This is a genomic window from Spirosoma endophyticum (genome assembly GCF_900112365.1).
In the GTDB taxonomy this organism is placed as follows: domain Bacteria; phylum Bacteroidota; class Bacteroidia; order Cytophagales; family Spirosomataceae; genus Spirosoma; species Spirosoma endophyticum.
The window spans coordinates 1,145,190-1,164,825 of record NZ_FOLQ01000001.1 but is presented as its reverse complement, the minus strand read 5'-3'; the positions used below and the strand labels follow the sequence as shown (position 1 = coordinate 1,164,825).

Sequence of the window (19,636 nt, the reverse complement as noted above, 5' to 3'; positions counted from 1 at the left end):
TGAAGGAGGAGGTGGTCAATATATTAGTCGTGGTAGCCCTGGCTGATTTCCACGATGTTGCCATCAGGATCTTTCACCCAGATGGTTTTCCAGCCCGGAATAAAATCACTGAAATCCAGTGGTCCCAACGTAGCATTGGCGGCATCGCCCATGGCACTGATTGTGGCGTCGACATCCGTCACCTGAAAGGCAATGTGCCGGACTCCTGTGTAATGTGGTCCGTCAGCCACCGCTTCGGGTGTGCCCTCGGGCCGGCTACCTTCGGCCTTAAACAGTTCAAGATAAACCGACTGCCCGTTTTTTAGAAACACAATTTCATTGCCTTCGCCGAGTGGAATCGCCCGCGATCGTTGGAAACCAAAATGCGTCGTGTAAAATTGCTCGGTTACGGCAATGTCGTTGCAGGACAGCGCGATATGCGAAAAAACCAGGTCTGCCATGTTAGTTGGGCGTGGATAAAAGCTCGATAATTTTTTTGGCAAACAAATGGGCGTGTCCTCCCGACCGGCCTGTTACCAGATCGCCGTCGACTACTACGTCCTGGTTGGTGTAGATAGCGCCGTAGGCTTTGGCATCGCCAATGAGATTATTGTGGCAAACTAATGGCCGGCCTTTTACTAGTTCCGTGGCGGGGGCTACCAGCCATAGACCGTGGCAAATGATGCCTTTCAGGACTGATTTTTCGGCGAATACGCGTTTCAGGAATTCGGTGGCGGGTGGAATTTTTTCAACATCTTCCGTATACCGCAACCGATCCGATACCATCCCCGACGGTACAATAATGGCCGAGTAACTTCGCAGTTCCTCATCGGTCATATTCTCGAAACTTTCCGAACACTCCATCGGAGCCCGGTATTCGTGCCCAAGGAACGTAATACGATCATTTCCCCAAAGTCTGGTCAGGAAATGGAGTTCGGCACCTTCCTCCGGGAAACGGTACTTGTAATAGAAAATCTCGTTCTCGAAGTAATCGCTTTCGAGAAGTATTCCGATTTTTTTGCCACTTAGTTTCATTGGGGTATTAGCTAAAGATTTAAGCAGGTTGCTGCACGCTGTTCACAAACCCGTCAACTAGGCCGATAGAGCCTCTACCATTTTATCGCCAAATGCAATCGACGATTCAACCGACAGGGCCGTTACGAATGGATGGTCGTACATAACCTGGGGTTTCTCCCGGTTGGTGGTTGGGTCAGAATATACCTTGCCCATTGGGCCAACGGCATCTTCAACAATTACCTGTAGCGGAAATACAAAGCCCTGGGTTACCAGATCCGTACCAGCATTTTCGGGCGTGGTCCGAACGAGTGGGTAATTGAGGGGGCCGGTAAAATCCCAGGCGCGGGGGTGAGCTACAATCTTTTTGCCATAAATGATCGGGCGGTGTAACGTATCAACATCACGCGCCCAGACGAACGCACCCACCGCATAGCACAGGGCACCCAGCACTTTTTCCTGATTGAACGCTTTTACGCACAGATCATGCACATACGCATTCCCAACGATATCGAGTGGAGATCCCGGTCCGCCGACTAATACCAGCGCATCGTAATCCTCCATTTTCGCATCTTCAATTTTGATTGGCGTATCCCACTCACCGGTATCCAGAATTTCGTTAATCCGATCGACTACTTCGGCCGGATTAACATTGTAATTCTGCATTGGGTCTACGAAACCTTTGTCCATGCTCAATTGCAGCGGAAGGGGTGTCAGTCCTTTAGGTGTGGCTAAGGTAACATTGAATCCTGCTTTTTTAAGAGCATCCCAGGGGGCCTGTAATTCTTCGCCCCAAAGCCCTACATTAGACGCTAGTATTAATACGTTCTTGCTCATGATTTGCAAAAAGATAATGATTAAATGTGTTGTTTTTGGATTGGAAGACTAGTAGCCAATTGGGTTGTTGTAAAGCATATAAGCCGACAGGTCGAGCATGTCAACCACTTTATAGTCAGGGTACTGGGCCATAATCCGGCGTTTCAGTTCCTCACCATCGGCGGATTGAGCAAAGGCTGATTTGGCAAATGTCAGCGATTCGATCATCGTGTCCAGGATACTGGCATCTGTGGGCAAACCGTGGCCTGGGAAGATCGTCTCGTAACCGGCTGTTTTAAGTGTATTAAGGGTAGCGACCCACGTGTCGAAAAAATAGTCGTTGGTAATGTAATTATGATCGCCAATGTAAGGATAGACGCCATTGTATACGGTATCCTGCGCAATTAGAATGTTGAATTGGGGCAGTTCGATCATCAACGAGAACGTGGTTTCTGTCCCGAAGTTTTTATGGTAGATTAGTTCCAGTCCGTCGATTACTTCCTGCTCGATGGCGAAAGGTTGTGGACAAATGACTGTACTGGTAACAGCCGTACCAAAGAGCGGTTGTTTGCTGTCGAGCATGATCTGCCCGTAACCGGTAATCTCCTGAACCGTTTCGGGTAGGGCATACACGGGTACATCGGTGAACGCTTCCAGCCCAGCCCAGTGGTCGGGGTGACAGTGGCTGATAATAACTTTGTTGATGGGCTTGCCGAGGCTGTTGGCATATTCTCTGACCGCCTGAGCCTGTTCCTTTAGTAATTGAACATCAATAATTACCAGGGAGGATGGTGTTTCAATGATCTGTGAGCAAACCATCTCGGCCCATTCCGGACTAAGGTAACTGTGGATCGTATACGGTCCTTTTTCTACTTTAGTAATCGTAGCTTTGGCCGTCGATGAACTTGGATTCATACCAGTACTGATTAAGGATGAGGAAGTTAGCTAAGCGTAAATTACTATTTTAAGCCCGAATAATGGCGAAGAATTTTCCCATCTTTCAGGTAAAGGGCATCATACACTTTCGCCGGACCACTTGTTGTATTGATCGTCGCTTCCAGAAAAATACTGTCATCCGTAGTGGCCAGTTTCTCCGTCGAAATAAAGCCGCGGTAGATATACTCGATGTAGTCACCCAGTTGCTTTTTCAGTGCTTCTTTCCCTTTAATATGAATCGGCTCATCGGCAACTAATAAAATCATTTCGGCGTCGTCGTGATAGTCGTGTTCTACCAGTTCGTTCGCATCCTTGTTGGCCAGCAACACCAGATGGTAATCATAAAATGCTTTCGTATCCATTAGTTATTGATTAAAAAGAGGAAGGTAACTTTAATTTAATCATTATCGCCAGTAAGTTAACCAGCTAATTGTGTTAACGATCGACGGATCAGCACTTTAGCTAATTGATAATAATAGCCTTTCGGTCCGTTGCCAGCCGTAACGGGCAAAGTATTTTCGTCAATCATCTCGACTGCTTCGTCAATGCGCGACAGATTCAGGGGCCGCCCATTCAGCGACGTTTCGATCGGTTGCAGTTGAACAGGTTGTTCAGTGAAACCAGCCAGAATAATCCGGGCTTCTTCGACGCCCCGCTCAGACGAACGTAGTGTTACCGCGATGCCATGCGCCGGTTGACGACCTGACAATTGTTCTATTTCCAGATAGCAGCCTGTGGTTTGTTGAGCTATCGGAACGACTACGGCCGTTACCAGTTTGCCCGCCGGAAGCGGCACCCGCTTGCCATACTGACTAAAGGATTGGATGGGTAGCCGCGTATCGTCTTCCCGACTTAGCACAACGGCCTTTGCATCGAGTGCCATCAGTGCCGCGAGAACGGCCGCATGGGCATGACCGCCGTAATGCAGGGCTCCTCCAAGCGTGCAGTTATGGCGCAAGTGCGGGTCCTGAATCGTGGCTAATGCCTGAGCCAGAATGGGATACTGGCCAATGGCTTCGTGTTTGAGCAGGCTGGCATAGGAAGTCGACGTACCAATGTGTAATTCGCCAGACTCGTTGCCAATGGTGGCCAGCCCCGGCACTTTGCGTAGACTAACCAGTGCCTGAGGAGACGCTGCTCCTTTTTTCATGGTGCTGACCAACGACTGGTCGGCGGTTAATACCTGATACCCTTGACGGCCGATCAGGTCAAGCACACCTTTCAGCGTGTCGGGTGCTTCGTAGGTAAGTTGTGTTCCGATCATGATTTTATACCGTTTCGAATTGATGGGTATGAACAATATCCCAGAGCTTTTCTGGCGTAACTGGCATGTCAATGTGCTTGACGTCAAACTCAGACAGGGCATTAATAATGGCGTTCACGATCGTTGGGGCAACACCCGGATTGCTGACATCACCAGCTCCTTTAGCGCCAAGGATGTTGGTCGGTGATGGCGTTTCGGTGCGAATTAACTCGATTTCAGGGAACCAGTCGGCTCTCGGAATCGCATACGTATCGAAGTCTGTCGTTAAGACCATACCCGTTTCCGGATCGTAGAGACCTTCTTCGGAAAGTGCCTGACCGACGCCCAGAACAATGTTACCATAGGTCTGTCCGTCTACAACCCCCGGATTAACCACAACCCCGTAGTCATTGCCCGCTACGTAGCGTTTGAGTTCGACGTTGTAAGTTTCCTGGTCGACCTCCACAATGGCAACGTGCGTGCCGAAGGGGAAATTGAAATTTTTTGGGTCGAAATACGCCGTTGTTTCCAGACCGGGAGCCATACCCTCTGGCAAGTCCCAGCCGAACCATAGCATCAGCGCGACCACTTGCAACGGCATTACCGCCTGTTCCGGCGCTGGCGTACCAATTACTTTTCCGTCTTTGTACTCGATCAGGTCAATGGGCATCTTGAACAGATAGGCCGCAAATTCCCGTGCCTTCTGGATAATAGCCAGGCAACCCTGCTTAACGGCAGCGCCTTCCACACTGAGCGACCGACTACCGTAGCTGGCCTGACCGTAGTAGATCGGGTTCGACGTATCGGAGTGCTTCAGGGTGATGTACTCCATCGGAATCTGCAACGTATCAGCGGCAATCTGCACAAACGTCGTATCCTGCGACTGTCCGTGGGGTTGCGCGCCGGTGGTGATAGCGACTTCCCCCGATGGTGCTACGTGAATGTAAGCACTGCCCCAGGTACCGCTCAGCAATCCTTCGGCACCCATCTTGGCGGATGGGCCAACGCCCGCTGCGGCTACGTACGAGCCAATACCCATGCCCAGCCATTTGCCGCGTTGACTAGCTTCCAGTTTCATGGCCGCCAGGTCGATGTAGCCCGCTTTTTCCAGGACCAGATTCAGCAGATTTTCGTAAGTGCCCGAATCGTACGTCCAGCCCAGTCCGTTGTCGAAGGGGAACTGATCGGGTTTGACCATGTTTATCCGGCGCACTTCGGCTGGGTCCATCCCAATCTCGCGGGCATACATTTCGATCATCCGTTCCATGAAGAAAATGGCTTCTGCCCGGCCTGAACCCCGCATGGGAGCGGTTGGTACCTTATTAGTGTAGACCACATCCACCTCATAGCAGGGATGCGGAATCACATAAGCACCCGTAATGCTTTTTCCGATAAGAGGCAATGGCTGACCGGGCGCGTTGATGACTGGATAAGCCCCTACGTTGCTGTAGGCCCGGCACATAAGCGCCGAAATTTTCCCATCCTTCGTACCGGCAATCGTTCCGTACTGAACCTGATCGCGGGATTGTGCCGTGTTGCGGGCGAAGCCCTCGCGGGTATCGACCCATTTAACGGGACGACCTAATTGCTTGGCCATCCAGAGTACCAGCGGTGTATCAGGATAAAGGTTACCCTTGCAGCCGTTGCTCTCTCCCATGTAGGGAATAATGACCCGCAGATTATTATACGGAATGCCGAGTACGTAGAGCGAAATCAGCAGGCGGTGCGGATACGGAATCTGCGTATTGGCCCACAACGTGTACTGATTCGTTTTGGCGTTATAATCGGCCAATGCGCCCCGCACTTCGAGGGTATTCTGCATCATCCGCTGGTTGTAAATCCGTTGCTCAACGACTACTTCCGCATCGGCAATGGCTTTCTCGGTAGCCTCTTTATCGCCAAACATGGCATGAATCAGGCGGTTGTTCGGCGCGGTTTCGTGCAGGAGGGGAGCCCCGTCTTTCAGCGCTTCTTCCGGATCGAGTACAACGGGTAAGGCTTCGTAGTCTACCTTAATTTTTTCCAAAGCAGCATACGCCTGTTCGCGCGTTTCAGCGACAACGGCGGCTAACTGATCTCCCGCAAACCGAACCCGATCGGTGGCAAACACCCGGTGCGACCCCGGAACGATACCGGATGGATGGGGCAGAAAGTGACTCTCGGCGTAGGGCGGAACCCAGATAACCGGCATTGGCATAATCTGCTCGGTATCCTTGGCCGTAAACACCCGAATGACACCGGGCATGGTTTCGGCTTCTGACGTATCCAGATTTTTAATGATGGCATGACCGTGCGGGCTTTGCAGAATAGCCGCGTGAGCCATCCCCGGCAACGTCATGTCGGCAATATACTGGGCATTGCCGTTTAATATTTCTTTGGTTTTGATCGGCGTTACCCGTTCTCCGATTCCCTGTCCGTTTGCGGGGGTAGGAGCGTGCCCATTATCGGTGCCACTAATACGGTCAGCCGCATCCAGAATGGCATTGACAACCGGTTGGTAACCGCTTTCACGGGATAAGTTTCCCCGTAACCACAGCTTGATTTCGTCTTCGGTTGGGTTCGGATTTTCGTTCAGCAATTCAACGGCAGCCATAACAAGACCTGGCGTGGAGAAACCATTCTGAACCGCAAAATTTTCCTGGAAAGCCGCCTGAATCGGATGCAGTACGTCGGTTGCTAATCCTTCAATCGTTGTGATCGAAGAGCCGTCAGCTTCAACGGCCAGTATTTGACAACTTTTGGTCGTCTTGCCGTCGACCAGTACGTTACACGTTCCGCACATCCCTGACCCGCATCCCCATTTCGTGCCGGTCAGTTCGAGTTTGTCACGTAGGAAATCGATTAGCAATACGTTAGGGGCAACGTCGTGCTGGCAAGGGGTCTGGTTAACGAGTAGATCGAGGTTCATAAAGAGGATAGGAATGAGCCAGTAGTAGGTTAAGCCAGTGATCCGTCGGGATGTTGAACCATGCCGGCAAAGTGGATGGCAATTCGACCATCGCGCAGTACCCAGCTATCGGCAAACCGCATATGGCTTTCTCCATCGGCAGTAGTCATGGTAATCTGTTCGGTTATCATGATCGTTTCGGGATCTTCGGTTTCGGCCCAGAAAACAATGTCTGTTTCCAGCCCGTCGATGCCTAAAATCCCCTGCATATGCTCGCGAATCTGCTCCTTGCCTTTGTAATAAAGCGGGGTCTTCATGAAACTGCTGATGAGCAGAGCGTCGTCGGTATATTGATCCAGCAGGGCTTCAATGTTCTTATCCAGAATGAACTGAATATGAGCCTTGTACATGGCTCCGAGCTTAGTGTCTGGTACGTTTGTCATGGCGTTTCGGGTTTATAAAGTGGCTGATCCTTCGTAATACTCCAAACCATCTACTACGTACTTCGTAATCACTGTTTTGCCATCGATTACGCCCATTTCCCAGGTTTGATACGCGTCGGCGATGATGCGTTTGCTGGTGGCTTTCGGTGCATTCCAGACACTAGCTTCCCATTTTACAATCACCTTAACCGTCGCCTTGTCGCCGTCAATCGTTGGCGTTACTTCTTTAAGGGTATGTATTTCGTCGAAGAAAATGCGGATGACGCGCTGAAACCAGCCTTCAAAACCCGCCCAGCCATAGATCGTTGCTTCGGGGAAAACCATCTCCAGCTCTTTATCCGCCAGCATGGGTAATACCTCGACCATTGGGGCATGAACATCTAATTTTTTATACCAGACGGCGGCTAATTCCTGGATTGATTCGTTTGTTAACATCTTGATCTGTAATAGAATGTGGTTAAAAAAGAGGAAAGTTATGTTGTTGCTGATTGCTATTGCGAGCAATTCGTTTTCACCCAATCGGACTGGTGATTTCCCTCCAGCACGAGATCAATTAGAAACGGCTTGTCGTCGGCCAGCATCCGGTCAATGGCCGGTCCGATTTCTTCGATACGTTCGACCCGAACCGCATCGACACCCATTGACTGGGCCATCAGGTCGAAACGGGTAGGCGGGAAGGAGAGGTCAAACGACAATGGGTAGTTATGGCTCTCGATGCTACGTTCCTTCCAGTACACATCAATGTTGAGTTGCAGAAGTTTGTAGGAACCGTTGTTGCAGACGACGAACTTGGCACCCGTATTATGCCGCACCGCCGACCAAAGGGCCTGAATGGTGTACATACTACCGCCGTCGCCAGAGAAACCAATAACCGTTTTGTCGGGATGCACCAGCTTGACACCGATGGCGCCCGGAAAGCCAACCCCTAACGATCCACCACGGGTCGTGAAATAAGAACCGGGCTTACGGGGCGGAATGGCTTGCTGTACGGCTGGCGAACTGGTCAGCGCTTCGTCGAAAATAATGACATCGGCAGGGACTTTCTGGGCCAGTACGTTGGCAAACTGTGCCATCTGCAACGGTTTCACTACGTCCGTCGGTGTTTCGGGTTGCGCTACGTTCGAGGGCGTTTGCTTCGCTTCCTGCGCGGCCTTCAACCGACTTTCGGCGGCTGCTTTTTGGGCATCCGTCTGTTTCGCTTCAATCGCTTTTGCCAGGGCTTCCAGTGACAGTTTAGGGTCGCTAACGATTCCCAGATCGACGTGGTGATTTTTGGCGATTTCGTAGGCGTTGAGGTCGAAGTGGATCACCTTGGCACCCGGCTTATAGATATCTTCCAGACGAGGGAAAACCTCTGGCACCATGTATGTCCCAACGATCAGGTTCGTGTCGGCCTTGCTGGTCAGTGGATGGCTGAAAGAACCAAACATGTGACCGGTTGTACCTTTATAGAGTGGATGCGTGGTATCGATGAATACGTCGCCAAAATCGACCCCGTATACGTCGGCACCCAGCAACTCGGCCACTTTGGTAAGCGCATCGTTAGCCCCGGAATACGCCACACCATCTCCCGCAAAAATGACTGGTGTTTCAGCTTCCAGCAGCAGTTGAGCGGCTTCGTCAATGTCTTCCGATGTGGGTGCTACCCGCGTCGACGGAAAGCTGGTGGGTACCACCGGCTCATCGTTTATCTCGTCCAGAACATCCATGGGCATGCACACATAAACCGGTCCCATGGGCGCTGTACCCGCTATTTTGATTGCCCGACGTAACGTGCGAAGCAACGATTTAGAGGATTGTACCATCGTCGCGTACTTCGTCACGGGTGCCATCATCGCCACCAAATCGTTGGCCATCTGCGCGTCCATATTCATGTACTGCAAACCAGCGTCGGAGCCAATCACAACCAGGGGCGCATGACCCCGTTTGGCCTGATATAAAGCGCCAACCGCGTTGCCAATACCGGGAGAGCTGTGTAGCTGAACCAGCGTTGGGTGTTGGGTAGCACGAGCATATCCATCGGCCATCATCACGGCGACACTCTCCTGAAGCGTCAGGATGTATTTCATGGCAGGGTATTCGGCAACAGCATCCAGGAAACCTTGTTCCACCGTGCCAGGATTGCCGAACATGTGGTCCATGCCATCGGCCAGGAACTGTTCGATAACCTTCTGATTACCAGTCTTACCAGCCATAGCGCTTCAGTCCGTTATCCAGCACATTAACAAACTGATCCCCAAATTCAAATGAGCACTGTAACGACCGGGCAGTTATGAACGGATAATCGACGATGACCGAGGTTTCTTTTCCAAAATTGCCGTGATACTGGCCTTCCGGTCCAACAGCGTCCGACAGCAAATATTCCAGTACGTAAGGTGGTGGCCCTATGTTCAGGTCTGTATTCAAAAATCCCGTACCGTCGTGATAATCGTATTCAATGCAGTGCCCTGTAACATGTTTGCCCTTGATAATTGACCGACGTTCGTTAAAATCCCGCGCGAACACAAGGGGAGCAACACCGTAACAAATGGCACCAATCGGCATATCTTTTTTGTGAAATGCCAGGATAATATCGTGAACCCGCTGATTATTAACGATGTCGATAATTGGCCCGCTACCACCCACGAGCAGCAAGGCTGCATATTCTGTGGTGAGGTCTTCCTGAGCTATTTTCAGGTCGCTGAAGTATTTTTCGAATTTCCGGAGAAAATCAGATGAAGAGAAGTAAGGCCGTTCGGGAATTACTTCCGACATATTCTTCCGTTCTTCCAATCGGTTCGTTGCCTCGAAAGCCTTCACCATTTCGGCGGCAAGGGGCGTGGTAACGCACGTACCCAATGGCGGGTCTACATAGGTTGTGTCGTAACTGGGTGGTAATGCTTCGGCTTTTTTGCCTTTGGGCGTCATGAACTCGACGGTATAGCCGGCCTCTTCGAGTTTTGTCAGCGGGCCCACTAGTTCGATTCCCCAGTATCCATATTCTGATAGGATAGCCAGAATTTTCTTTGACATGTAAAGAGAGAAGTTTTTGGTAAAAAGGATAAATAAGAGCAATGCGAGGCTGGATGTGCTCAAAAAATGAGGACATGATACGCCCACGGTTCCTGTAAACCGAATTAATTAGCCAGCAGATCTTATATGGCTATGGCGGACTTATCGTGTGTGTGGAAACGTAGCTGGTTGTTTTCATAAGAGGAAGGTTAAGGCGCATTTCTGCGCTCATTCACTTAACCAAAACTAAATATTTCTTTTATTCAAAGCTATGGTTTTCTTTCATTCAACGTGATTATTTGCCGTGAACAACGATTTTGGTGGAGTGAACAACGAGCTAATGGGTGTGAGTTAGGAAAGGGTGTATATACGAGAATCAGAAATGAAGTATTAAAGCAAATTTATAGCCTATATATGCTCACTTTGCCATGTTTCTTGCTTTGATGGCTCCCGTTTAAATTGATTGATACAGGTTATATCAATCAATTTAAACGGGAGCCATTTAGCATCAGGCTTTTTTCACTGAATCGAGGACGTTCTTCGCTGAAGATGCCAATAGCAGTACATCCGCACCTAATGTCAGCAGGCGAAAACCCTCCTGAATTCGTGCTTTTGCCTGATTGGGATCGCCTACAAAAGCGCCACAGGCAATACCCGCTTTTTTACAGGCAGCCAATACCTTCTGAACCTCAATTTCAATCAAAGGATTTGACAGATCATTTTGAAGGTTCATACTTCCAGCCAGATCCAGTGCTCCGATAATAACGCCATCTAACCCTTCAACCTGAAGAATCTCATGAATATTCTGAACCGCCAGAATGTGCTCAATCATAAAAATCGTTGCCACTTCATCGTTGGCCGACTTTATGTAGCTGGCCAACTTAAGGCCATACCCCTGAGCACGGGCCAGGCCAATTCCTCTTTCGCCGAGGGGAGGATATTTGGTAAATTTTATGGCTTTCTCAGCATCTTCCAGGCTATTAACGGAGGGAATAAGTATGCCATCGGGGCCCGTATCCAGCACCCGTTTGATGGTTGTCTGGTCATTGCAATCAACACGCACAACAGCTTTTGTCCCGGTACCCGAAATGGCCTGTAACTGAGCCAGAATAGTATCCAGGCTCATTGTCGTATGTTCTGTCTCAATCCAGATCCAGTCGAAACCAAGATTAGCAACCAATTCTGCAATTTGGGGCGTACCAATTGTTAAGGTTAAGCCATAAGCTATCTCACCAGAATGAAGTTTTTGCCTTAAATTCATGATTTATTGATTTTTAAATCATGCCCAGTTCCTTCATGAGCGTATACGAGTCATACGAATACCACCATAACTCAGCCAGTTTACCATCGGCGAACCGGCTGATCATATTGTATTTAAATTCACATACTTTTCCGTTTGGCGGTGTTCCATTGGGTAATGGTCCGGTGAAGGTGCCTTTGTAGGAAAGTTCCAGCGTCACCAGATCTCCTTCGCCAAACAAGTTGTGAATGACATGAAAACCATCCGGGAAAGCGACTTCTTCGGTCAGATAAAAAAATTCACTCAACGACCTGTTGCCATGCAGGTCATCAGGAACAAATGCGGTATGTCCTACAAAATCTTCCGCTACGTCGTCAAGATAGGAATAGAATTCTCTGGCATCGTTTCCATTCACAATCTTGCGCATTACAGCTTTGTTCTGTTCTACTGTGCTAACTTTTGTAGTTGTCATGGTGAACTAGTTAAGTGGTTTGATCTACCCGCAGGCAGAATTGATTAAAAAAGAGTATACTTCTAATGGATGTGGAAAGAAGCGGAAGGCCTATCAAGATCAGTACGTTCAAAACTCAGCATGGCGTATCTTCCTTGAAACATGATCAAATCTACTACGTAGATAATGAACCAAGGAAAAATACGCCGTGAACGACAGCTTAGACGGAGCAAACTACTCACTTTTGTGTGTAAGAAAATGGGAGGGATTGAAATATTGAGTTATAGGTAGAAGTACGTAAAACTGCAATCGAGAAAAGTATATTAAACGGTAGGTAAGCGAATCAAAAAGGCAGTATATTGACCTTCCTGCGTGTCTACAGATATCGTTCCTTTGTGGGCCTTAATAATATCTTGACTCATATACAACCCTAAGCCAGTACCTTTAGATGTTGGTTTTGTCGTGAAGAATGGCAGGAAAAGATTTTTTATTTCATTAGCCGAAATCCCCTTGCCATTGTCTTCTATTCTTAACTCGACGAAATCCCCTCCGCAAGTTGTCTTTAAGATTAGCTTTGGTACAAAAGTTTTATCTGTCGACGCTTTTTCCTTCAGTGAATAAAGCGCATTATTTAACATACTATGAATAACAGAACCCAGCTCTGTAGGTAATATCTTGACTGTACAATTTTTAGCCGCAAAATCAGTAACTATTTGTGCGGAGAAATCATCATTATTCTGCTTTGTTTCCTGCAAATATTTGACAATCTGATTATCAAGGAACGAATTGATGTTGGTATCAATAAAAATAGTTGACTTAACCTTTAGTAGTTTACTCATACTTCTGATTATACGGGATAAACTAGTCCCATGCTCGAGTATTTTGTCAACGTTGGCTTCAGTCATATTCAGTAATGGGATTAAATCATCACGAATAACTTCATCTGATACGTATTTCTCTACCTCAATTAGCTCTTTGCTTTCCAGTAAAAAATCTTTTGATACAGCAGAAAAGTTATTGATATAATTCAGTGGGTTGAGAAGCCGATCAAGGAGGCCCTTTGTTAACTGGCCTATGGAAGCCAGCTTTTCCTGGCCTATCAGTTGCTCTTGTGTTTCGTTGAGGTCAGCTAATGTTTTCTTTAGGTCTTCGAGCAACTCATCGGATTTTTTCTTTTCTAAAACTAATTCATTCGTGCGGTCTTCTATTTCCTTGCTGGCCCTGGACAAATCGGCAACCATTTTATTGAAAGCAATGCCAAGCTCGCCAATTTCATCCCTCGATTTACTATTAACTCGTTGAGTGAGGTCGCCGTTACCTACTTTTGTGGCCGCATCTCTTAGTTCCAGTACGGGTACTGATATATTCTTCGCTAAGCCAAATCCAATAACAATTCCAACGGTAAAAACTAAAATACTAAAAAGTAAGGAGGTAATACGTATCTGTTTTTTAGTTTCAATGATTTCTTCTGTTGATGAGGCTAATAAAATTTCTCCATTCATCAATGGAGTCATAAACGAAGCTCGTTTTACAATTCTAAAATCATTTGACAACGCATTCAGGTCTATCTTTTTATCTTCCGGAAACGTTTTGAAAATAGTTTTATTTATTTTATATTCTGAATGATTCTTACTCCATGTAGTATCAATTTGTAGTAAACTTACGAACTCTAAATGCGGATCTTTTTTAACAAAATCCATCGCAGTTTTTACTCCTTCGAAATTTTGCTCAGTCATAGCAATCTTCACGCCAAGGGCAACGGTATTAGCATGGTTCTGAACCTCTTTATTAAAATTACTTAAAAGGCTTCGCTCCTGAATAGCAGGTAGGTATAGCAAGACAAAGAATGAAAATAACAGGACAATAGTAATGACTGTCATCCATATTTTAGTCTTGACAGTTAAACGTACGGGCAATACCTTCCGGACAAGAAGAATTTCATGTATTAGGCCTGTAATTTTTGACATCAACTAGTTTATTAGTCTGAATGCTACTTATGTCTCATAAAAACTTTTTTCCGTCAATTAGTATAGCTCTGTTTGTGGGCGAAACCTGATTAACAACGCCAATCGATCCTTTTGTCTGCGCTACGAATTCTTCCAGCTCACTTTCAGAATTGAAAAAATTAGGGGCGTCTGCCTTGCCCTGAAACACTAAAGCGAGCCAGTATTTATTCAATTCGTCAGAACTCATATTATAGATTTTTTTGCTCGTGTTCTGACCTATTGACGTATTCGTTTTCATGAGGGCTATAACAACTTTGCTGCCATCGGGCCAGCGAAGTTTTTCGCCTTTCATAGTCGACTTCAGTTGATTTATGTTCATCTCTGCCGGCACCCCTTTTGCATTGCCAATTATCGCCAGGTTAACGTCCTGCGATTTTGGCGAAAATCCGTCGTAAAAAAGAGCTACGGCTATACCGATCGAAAGCTGGTAAATCCAATTCATAAGCGTAATACGTTGTTCAAAAACCGATGGCTAGTTGAAGAGTTAATTTATCTGTGTCAGTAGACATCTGTCGTTTTGTATACTGGTATTCAAGTTTAAGAACAGCCAGATAATTTAACTCATAACGTAAGCCACCAATGAACGATTGGGCATTGTTATTAGAAAAGTACACTTCTTTGTTTTTGTACTGAATGTCATCGAATCGAACATACGGTATGAATTTTTCCGTGACTTTCAGGCCCGCATATGCATAGGTGGCAATCGTATTCTGCATGCCAAGTGAATCCGATTTACTCATCGCCATCGTGCTTTCAACCAGCAGCTCATACTTTTTGGAAAAATAAGCAACCGATCCTGTAACCAGATTCTGATTTACCTGAGACATGATCATTGGCGATCCGCCCGCGTGATTGTGAAGGATCGATCCACCTGAGATAACATCATGGTAAAAGGAAGCGCCAAGCCGTAAACCATCCACCGGTTTTATATGCATGGCAGCCGTTACAGATTTGAATTTATCATTATCTGCCAGATCGCTGGAGCCTAATCCATTACCTACCATTAAGTCATAACCGAAACGAATATTTCCGAGATTTTGCCCCTGTAGACTAACCCCGGTTGTATGAAGTGGAATTATGCCTTCAGAAAAAACCAGTGGCCGTTCAATGGTTGGAAAAAATACGCGTCCGTGGTGATACGTATCATTCCAGTAATTAACGGGGGTATGATGTTTTCCAATCAATACACTGTGATTGCCGGCGTAGTTGTATTTCATAATTATCCGTTCAATACTTATATCAAACAGCGTGGGTGAATCCGCGGAATATTTGAAAACGGTTTCGCCAAGAAATGATAAACGCTCGTTCAATTCGGACGTAATAAAAAGATCCTGTTCGCCCAATCCAAAATTTAATTTCCCCCCCTGATAATAAGTGAGCGCGTCTACAAATCCTCTGATTTGCGTTCGCTGGGCAAATGATTGATGTACGGAGCACAGCATTAGCCCGACGATCAATAAAGTAAAAAGCGTACGTACTATTTTTTTCATACTTAGTGAAAATGAAACAGGCTTAGGGTAAGCTGGAAAATGGTGTGCTGAAAAACCTCAAACGCACGCTTTTTCATCGATGAACTGCATTCGTGACACCATCGTGAAGGACCAGACCAGGTAGCATCTCCCCAAACCATTATCGAGCTAAATGAGAAGATTGCCCGTCCACGATACAAGGTTAACATGTTGGCTATGATATGGGCTGCCCGTTGGGTAACAGACGTAGCAGGTTATATATATACTGGCAGGACCACCGAATAAACAGGTAGGCAAGCGTGGGTTGGCTTCCAGATGCGGGGAATAGGTTCGTAAAATAGGGTCATAGAGAAGACAGTTTTATGAACTGATATATATCAAAGATAATCTATAGTTACCATCTAGATTAAAAAATGCCGTGAACGACGGGAAACACGTAGCTAACTGCCGATTTTTGGGTGTAAGAACTGCGTTACTCAACTATCGTACACGAAAGTGACGTAAAAAATCATCTTTATACACTCGGCCAAGGGGTAGTGTCTGTCCGGGAACCTGTATTTCGTAATCGTTAAACGAATCGACACGACCTAAATTTACGGCGTATGAACGATGCACGCGCACCAGTGTCATATCCATGAGTCGTTGCAGTAAAACCGCCAGAGACAGCCGTAGAACGAACTTGCGGGTAGTCGTCACCAACGTAGTGTATTTGTCCTCTGCTTCAGCATAAAGCACTTCGGCCTGGTGCAGACGGACGAACTGATAGTTCTGTTTGATAAAGATATATTCACCTACCTGAAGAATCGCTTCACCCTCGCGGGCAGTGAGGGGAATTGATTGCAAATCCGGAGTTTTAGGTTTTGACGATAATTCCGCAAAGTTGCTCAGGGCGATTTCAATGGCAATGCGCAAACTATCGGTTGTAACGGGTTTTGTCAGGTAGGCGGCCGGTTTGGTATCCTTGGCCAGATCGAGCGTCATGCGGTCGGTTAAGGCCGACAGGTAAATAACTGGTACGGGACGGTGGGCTTTCAGTTTCCTGGCGGTGTCAATACCGGTCCAATCGCCACGCAGGTTAATATCACAAATGATTATATCGGCAGGTTGTTGTTCGTATAAGGCCAGCGCCTGTCGGCCCGTTGTTGCCGTGCCAACGATGGTATATCCTTCCGCTTCAAGACGAACGCAAAGATCCAGGGCAAGGATTGCTTCATCCTCGACAATCAGAATGGAAGTCGGCTCAGTAGAGGTTGTAAGCATGTTTTTGATTATGAGTAAAGAGGTCGTGCAAGTTAGGCTATTTTGGGCATACGCAACTGGAAATGAGTGCCCGTTGATCCTGTGTCAAGCTCATAAGAGCCACCTAGCTGGGCAGACAATGCTTTAATTAATTGTTTGCCAAATGAGCCGTTGGGTTTCTGCCACTTTGCCGGATCGAACCCCGCGCCGTTGTCGGTTACTTCAAACAGAAGGGCCGTCTCGTTCGTCAGGGATATGTGCAAAGAGGGGGTATGGTCAATCTTCTGATAAGCGTATTTCAGAGCGTTCGTAATAACCTCGTTCGCTATCAGACCGAGTGGTATCGCCTGATCTACATCCAGCCATTCCACTTTGATGGCGATGGTAAGGTCAAGCTCATTGGGTTGAAAACCGTAGGCACGTAGCAGACTTTCCGTTAGATCCGTCAGGTAATCGAAGATATTGACCTGCGTCAACAAATCGGTTTGATAAAGCCGTTGGTGAATGAGCGACATGGCTTCAATACGTTGCCTGACAACCTGAAGCGTTTGTTCATTATAGGGCTGGTAGGATTGCAGATTCAATAAACCAGATACCAGCGCCAGGTTATTTTTTACCCGATGGTGCAGTTCTTTAATAAGTAACTCAAGCTTATCGGACTGCTGGCTGATCCGGGTGCGGCTACGCTGGATACGTCTGTATTGCCAGCCCGAAAATCCCAATAATAACAACAGCAGCCCACTGCCGCTACCCAGATAAATCATCTGTCGCTGGTGCAGTTCGCTCTCCCGGTTAAGCTGATTAATGTGCTGTTCTTTTTCAGTCGTCTCATACTGAATTTGCAGTTCATTCAATTGGTGGCCCCGCTCAACAGTAAACACGGAATCGCTGAGTGTATGAAACCGCTGGTAGGCAGCTAAGGCCTGGCTCGTTTTGCCCGCCTGCTGATAGCTGTCGCTCATCGTCTTGTAAATGTCCAGTACTCGTTTTGGTGCCTTCAACTGATTCGCCAGCGTAAGTGCCTGGGCAAACAGGGTTTCAGCTTGCTTTAAATTGCCAAGGCTGGCATAAACGCGAGCTGTATTTTCCAGGCTGTAGGTCATTGAAAGCTGATTGTCGAAGCGCTGGTTGATCGTTGTTGCCCGTTGCGCCCAGGCAAGTGCTTCTTTGGGCTGTCCCTGCTCAAGCGTTACTTTCGAAAGATTATTGAAAAACATGCTCAGATTGGCCTGTTTGTCTGCCGGGCCTTTTTCGGTCAGTCGTGCCGCTTCAAGAAAATAATAGCGAGCCTGCTCGAGGTTACCCTTATTTTTATAAACCAGCCCAATCTGATTGTAGGTCTCAGGAATATACTTCGTCAGCCCTTCCTTTGTGTTAATTTCCAGGGCTTTCTTCGCATAGACGAGAGCTAGATCATAATTTTTCTCTCCTTCAATCAGCATATTGCTGAGGTTATTATAACCCTGACTCAATCCCTTTGGTTTTTTCATCTGATCCCAAATGGGAATGGCTCGCAGAAGATACGTTTTGGCCAACGGGTAATTGCTTTCAATTCGATACGTAGCACTAATGAGATTGTAAGCATCCGCTTCGGCAACATCCATATGTAATTGCTGGGCTAGTTGCAAGGCCTGCGTCGCATACAGGCGGGCTTTGTAGGCATTGGTGGCTTTGTAGCTATTGCCAATGGTATACAATGCTTCAAATCGTACAGAATCCTGGGGAAGTTTGGGCAGAATTTGAAGTAAACTATCTCGCTCCTTATTGGCTTTTTGCGCATAACTGATCTGGCCACAGATACATACGCAGCTAAACAAGAGGAATTGTATGGCAATCTTCATGGAAAGTAATCGCTGTCGATTGGTATAAAAAGATACGTACCTTATGAAACCACCCGATTCGGTCTATCAAGTAAATTCCGCCTGAAAAACTGGTAGCAGCATAAGCCTGTTGAGATGTTAACCGAAAGTGGGCAAGATCAACGTGCCGGTGAAGGCTGTCTTAATACCCTGATAGGACTGTGTGGATGGGTTGCAGAGAAGAACATGACGCATCATCTTTATGGCAAACAGATTGTGTTCTACCAACAATTAAAGATAAATGCAAGATCATACTTTAAACTGTCTTACATCAATATATTTACTGAAAGGCTGTAGTCTCTGTCACGGGAGAATAGGATCTAAAAACAGCCTTGTTGGGTAGTCTGCACGTATTTCGTCCAGCTACAAGAGGGTGCTTGATAACGGCACCCTCTTGTAGCTGGACATACTGAGAATATGTCGGATTATGCGTCTATTTCTCGACCAAACTCGAAGTCATCCAGCGTTGCGCCACGTTTAAAGTATAGTGCAGAAACGCCTTTGCGGTACGTTCATATACTTCGTGACCAACAAAATGACCCTGTTCATCTAAATTTTTATCCGTCTCGTGCGACTCGTATAATTTCGGTGATACGATAGAGTAGCTATTGGTGAAACTGATCAGTTTATTCACCACTGTTGTCATATCCAGCGCGGGTTGCCGCCCGCCACGTCCGTTCGAGATACCCGCCATGGCGAATACTTTGTTCTCAAACAGATGTTTGAAGGTTGGGCCACCCAATTGATGAACCAGATTGGTGGCCTGTGGTGGTGCTGTCCAGTTGTACTCAGGCATGGCGAAAAGTACCAGATCGGCCGCTTCCCAGGCGTTGATCAACTGGGCCTGAAACGGGGTTAGTGTCTCTCTTTTTACAGCTCCCTGGCCAACAAATGGAACATCGTACTGCTCAAAATCTAGTATCGTAACGTCATGCTGGCCCTCCTCAGCCAGAAGGTGCCGGAGGTAGCTCACAAAGCGTAGTGAATTGCTGTTCTTACGCGGTGAGGTAGCAATCAGGGTAATTTTCATTGGATTCAGGTCAATTTGGTTAGAAAACCCCGG

19 protein-coding genes are annotated in these 19,636 nt (G+C 47.2%); all 19 read right to left on the bottom strand.

Annotation, left to right across the window (positions count from 1 at the left end; translation table 11 throughout):
• Positions 1-23: 23 nt before the first annotated feature.
• Positions 24-440, bottom strand: a complete 417-nt coding sequence (locus BM202_RS04640; RefSeq protein WP_093823373.1) for a VOC family protein — start codon at positions 438-440, stop codon at positions 24-26.
• 1 nt (position 441) lies between these two features.
• Positions 442-1,014 (bottom strand): DJ-1/PfpI family protein, encoded by a 573-nt coding sequence (locus tag BM202_RS04635; RefSeq protein WP_093823371.1) that lies wholly within the window; start codon positions 1,012-1,014, stop codon positions 442-444.
• 57 nt (positions 1,015-1,071) lie between these two features.
• On the bottom strand, positions 1,072-1,830 hold the full coding sequence (locus BM202_RS04630; RefSeq protein ID WP_093823369.1) for a DJ-1/PfpI family protein: 759 nt from the start codon (positions 1,828-1,830) through the stop codon (positions 1,072-1,074).
• A 48-nt stretch (positions 1,831-1,878) separates the two neighbouring features.
• Positions 1,879-2,724, bottom strand: coding sequence for an MBL fold metallo-hydrolase (locus BM202_RS04625; protein ID WP_093823367.1), 846 nt, complete (start codon positions 2,722-2,724; stop codon positions 1,879-1,881).
• Positions 2,725-2,768: 44 nt separating this feature from the next.
• On the bottom strand, positions 2,769-3,107 hold the full coding sequence (locus tag BM202_RS04620; protein WP_093823365.1) for a nuclear transport factor 2-like protein: 339 nt from the start codon (positions 3,105-3,107) through the stop codon (positions 2,769-2,771).
• A 56-nt stretch (positions 3,108-3,163) separates the two neighbouring features.
• The gene (locus BM202_RS04615; RefSeq protein WP_177236501.1) at positions 3,164-4,009 is read right to left on the bottom strand and encodes an FAD binding domain-containing protein; all 846 of its coding nucleotides are present in this window, start codon (positions 4,007-4,009) and stop codon (positions 3,164-3,166) included.
• 4 nt (positions 4,010-4,013) lie between these two features.
• Positions 4,014-6,896 carry a molybdopterin-dependent oxidoreductase gene (locus BM202_RS04610; protein WP_093823362.1) on the bottom strand — a complete coding sequence of 961 codons (2,883 nt, stop codon included), beginning with the start codon at positions 6,894-6,896 and terminating at the stop codon, positions 4,014-4,016.
• Between the two features lie 29 nt (positions 6,897-6,925).
• Positions 6,926-7,318: a nuclear transport factor 2 family protein gene (locus BM202_RS04605; protein ID WP_093823360.1), complete on the bottom strand. Its 393-nt coding sequence runs from the start codon at positions 7,316-7,318 to the stop codon at positions 6,926-6,928.
• 12 nt (positions 7,319-7,330) lie between these two features.
• On the bottom strand, positions 7,331-7,753 hold the full coding sequence (locus BM202_RS04600) for a hypothetical protein (RefSeq protein ID WP_093823358.1): 423 nt from the start codon (positions 7,751-7,753) through the stop codon (positions 7,331-7,333).
• A 56-nt stretch (positions 7,754-7,809) separates the two neighbouring features.
• Positions 7,810-9,513: a thiamine pyrophosphate-binding protein gene (locus tag BM202_RS04595; RefSeq protein WP_093823356.1), complete on the bottom strand. Its 1,704-nt coding sequence runs from the start codon at positions 9,511-9,513 to the stop codon at positions 7,810-7,812.
• The gene (locus BM202_RS04590; protein ID WP_093823354.1) at positions 9,503-10,330 is read right to left on the bottom strand and encodes a type 1 glutamine amidotransferase domain-containing protein; all 828 of its coding nucleotides are present in this window, start codon (positions 10,328-10,330) and stop codon (positions 9,503-9,505) included. Before BM202_RS04590 ends, BM202_RS04595 begins: the two co-directional genes overlap by 11 nt.
• Positions 10,331-10,817: 487 nt before the next feature.
• Entirely contained in the window at positions 10,818-11,570 is a 753-nt protein-coding gene (locus BM202_RS04585) for an HpcH/HpaI aldolase family protein (RefSeq protein ID WP_093823352.1), read from the bottom strand.
• Between the two features lie 13 nt (positions 11,571-11,583).
• The gene (locus tag BM202_RS04580; protein ID WP_093823350.1) at positions 11,584-12,021 is read right to left on the bottom strand and encodes an ester cyclase; all 438 of its coding nucleotides are present in this window, start codon (positions 12,019-12,021) and stop codon (positions 11,584-11,586) included.
• Positions 12,022-12,323: 302 nt separating this feature from the next.
• Positions 12,324-13,967, bottom strand: coding sequence for a sensor histidine kinase (locus BM202_RS04575; RefSeq protein ID WP_093823348.1), 1,644 nt, complete (start codon positions 13,965-13,967; stop codon positions 12,324-12,326).
• Between the two features lie 34 nt (positions 13,968-14,001).
• Positions 14,002-14,448, bottom strand: coding sequence for a hypothetical protein (locus BM202_RS04570; protein WP_093823346.1), 447 nt, complete (start codon positions 14,446-14,448; stop codon positions 14,002-14,004).
• A gap of 16 nt (positions 14,449-14,464) precedes the next feature.
• Positions 14,465-15,496 (bottom strand): hypothetical protein, encoded by a 1,032-nt coding sequence (locus BM202_RS04565; protein ID WP_093823345.1) that lies wholly within the window; start codon positions 15,494-15,496, stop codon positions 14,465-14,467.
• Positions 15,497-15,955: 459 nt separating this feature from the next.
• Entirely contained in the window at positions 15,956-16,735 is a 780-nt protein-coding gene (locus tag BM202_RS04560; RefSeq protein WP_093823344.1) for a response regulator, read from the bottom strand.
• A 32-nt stretch (positions 16,736-16,767) separates the two neighbouring features.
• Positions 16,768-18,555 (bottom strand): tetratricopeptide repeat-containing sensor histidine kinase, encoded by a 1,788-nt coding sequence (locus BM202_RS04555; RefSeq protein WP_093823343.1) that lies wholly within the window; start codon positions 18,553-18,555, stop codon positions 16,768-16,770.
• 451 nt (positions 18,556-19,006) lie between these two features.
• Positions 19,007-19,603: an NAD(P)H-dependent oxidoreductase gene (locus BM202_RS04545; protein WP_093823339.1), complete on the bottom strand. Its 597-nt coding sequence runs from the start codon at positions 19,601-19,603 to the stop codon at positions 19,007-19,009.
• Positions 19,604-19,636: the final 33 nt, after the last annotated feature.

What these genes read in the sequence shown, in the direction of transcription:
- BM202_RS04630 (WP_093823369.1), bottom strand. Translation starts at nt 1,830, where the DNA reads ATGAGCAAGAACGTATTAATACTAGCGTCTAATGTAGGGCTTTGGGGC.
- BM202_RS04605 (WP_093823360.1), bottom strand. Translation starts at nt 7,318, where the DNA reads ATGACAAACGTACCAGACACTAAGCTCGGAGCCATGTACAAGGCTCAT.
- BM202_RS04635 (WP_093823371.1), bottom strand. Translation starts at nt 1,014, where the DNA reads ATGAAACTAAGTGGCAAAAAAATCGGAATACTTCTCGAAAGCGATTAC.
- BM202_RS04545 (WP_093823339.1), bottom strand. Translation starts at nt 19,603, where the DNA reads ATGAAAATTACCCTGATTGCTACCTCACCGCGTAAGAACAGCAATTCA.
- BM202_RS04580 (WP_093823350.1), bottom strand. Translation starts at nt 12,021, where the DNA reads ATGACAACTACAAAAGTTAGCACAGTAGAACAGAACAAAGCTGTAATG.
- BM202_RS04555 (WP_093823343.1), bottom strand. Translation starts at nt 18,555, where the DNA reads ATGAAGATTGCCATACAATTCCTCTTGTTTAGCTGCGTATGTATCTGT.
- BM202_RS04640 (WP_093823373.1), bottom strand. Translation starts at nt 440, where the DNA reads ATGGCAGACCTGGTTTTTTCGCATATCGCGCTGTCCTGCAACGACATT.
- BM202_RS04615 (WP_177236501.1), bottom strand. Translation starts at nt 4,009, where the DNA reads ATGATCGGAACACAACTTACCTACGAAGCACCCGACACGCTGAAAGGT.
- BM202_RS04560 (WP_093823344.1), bottom strand. Translation starts at nt 16,735, where the DNA reads ATGCTTACAACCTCTACTGAGCCGACTTCCATTCTGATTGTCGAGGAT.
- BM202_RS04625 (WP_093823367.1), bottom strand. Translation starts at nt 2,724, where the DNA reads ATGAATCCAAGTTCATCGACGGCCAAAGCTACGATTACTAAAGTAGAA.
- BM202_RS04590 (WP_093823354.1), bottom strand. Translation starts at nt 10,330, where the DNA reads ATGTCAAAGAAAATTCTGGCTATCCTATCAGAATATGGATACTGGGGA.
- BM202_RS04585 (WP_093823352.1), bottom strand. Translation starts at nt 11,570, where the DNA reads ATGAATTTAAGGCAAAAACTTCATTCTGGTGAGATAGCTTATGGCTTA.
- BM202_RS04570 (WP_093823346.1), bottom strand. Translation starts at nt 14,448, where the DNA reads ATGAATTGGATTTACCAGCTTTCGATCGGTATAGCCGTAGCTCTTTTT.
- BM202_RS04620 (WP_093823365.1), bottom strand. Translation starts at nt 3,107, where the DNA reads ATGGATACGAAAGCATTTTATGATTACCATCTGGTGTTGCTGGCCAAC.
- BM202_RS04565 (WP_093823345.1), bottom strand. Translation starts at nt 15,496, where the DNA reads ATGAAAAAAATAGTACGTACGCTTTTTACTTTATTGATCGTCGGGCTA.
- BM202_RS04575 (WP_093823348.1), bottom strand. Translation starts at nt 13,967, where the DNA reads ATGTCAAAAATTACAGGCCTAATACATGAAATTCTTCTTGTCCGGAAG.
- BM202_RS04595 (WP_093823356.1), bottom strand. Translation starts at nt 9,513, where the DNA reads ATGGCTGGTAAGACTGGTAATCAGAAGGTTATCGAACAGTTCCTGGCC.
- BM202_RS04600 (WP_093823358.1), bottom strand. Translation starts at nt 7,753, where the DNA reads ATGTTAACAAACGAATCAATCCAGGAATTAGCCGCCGTCTGGTATAAA.
- BM202_RS04610 (WP_093823362.1), bottom strand. Translation starts at nt 6,896, where the DNA reads ATGAACCTCGATCTACTCGTTAACCAGACCCCTTGCCAGCACGACGTT.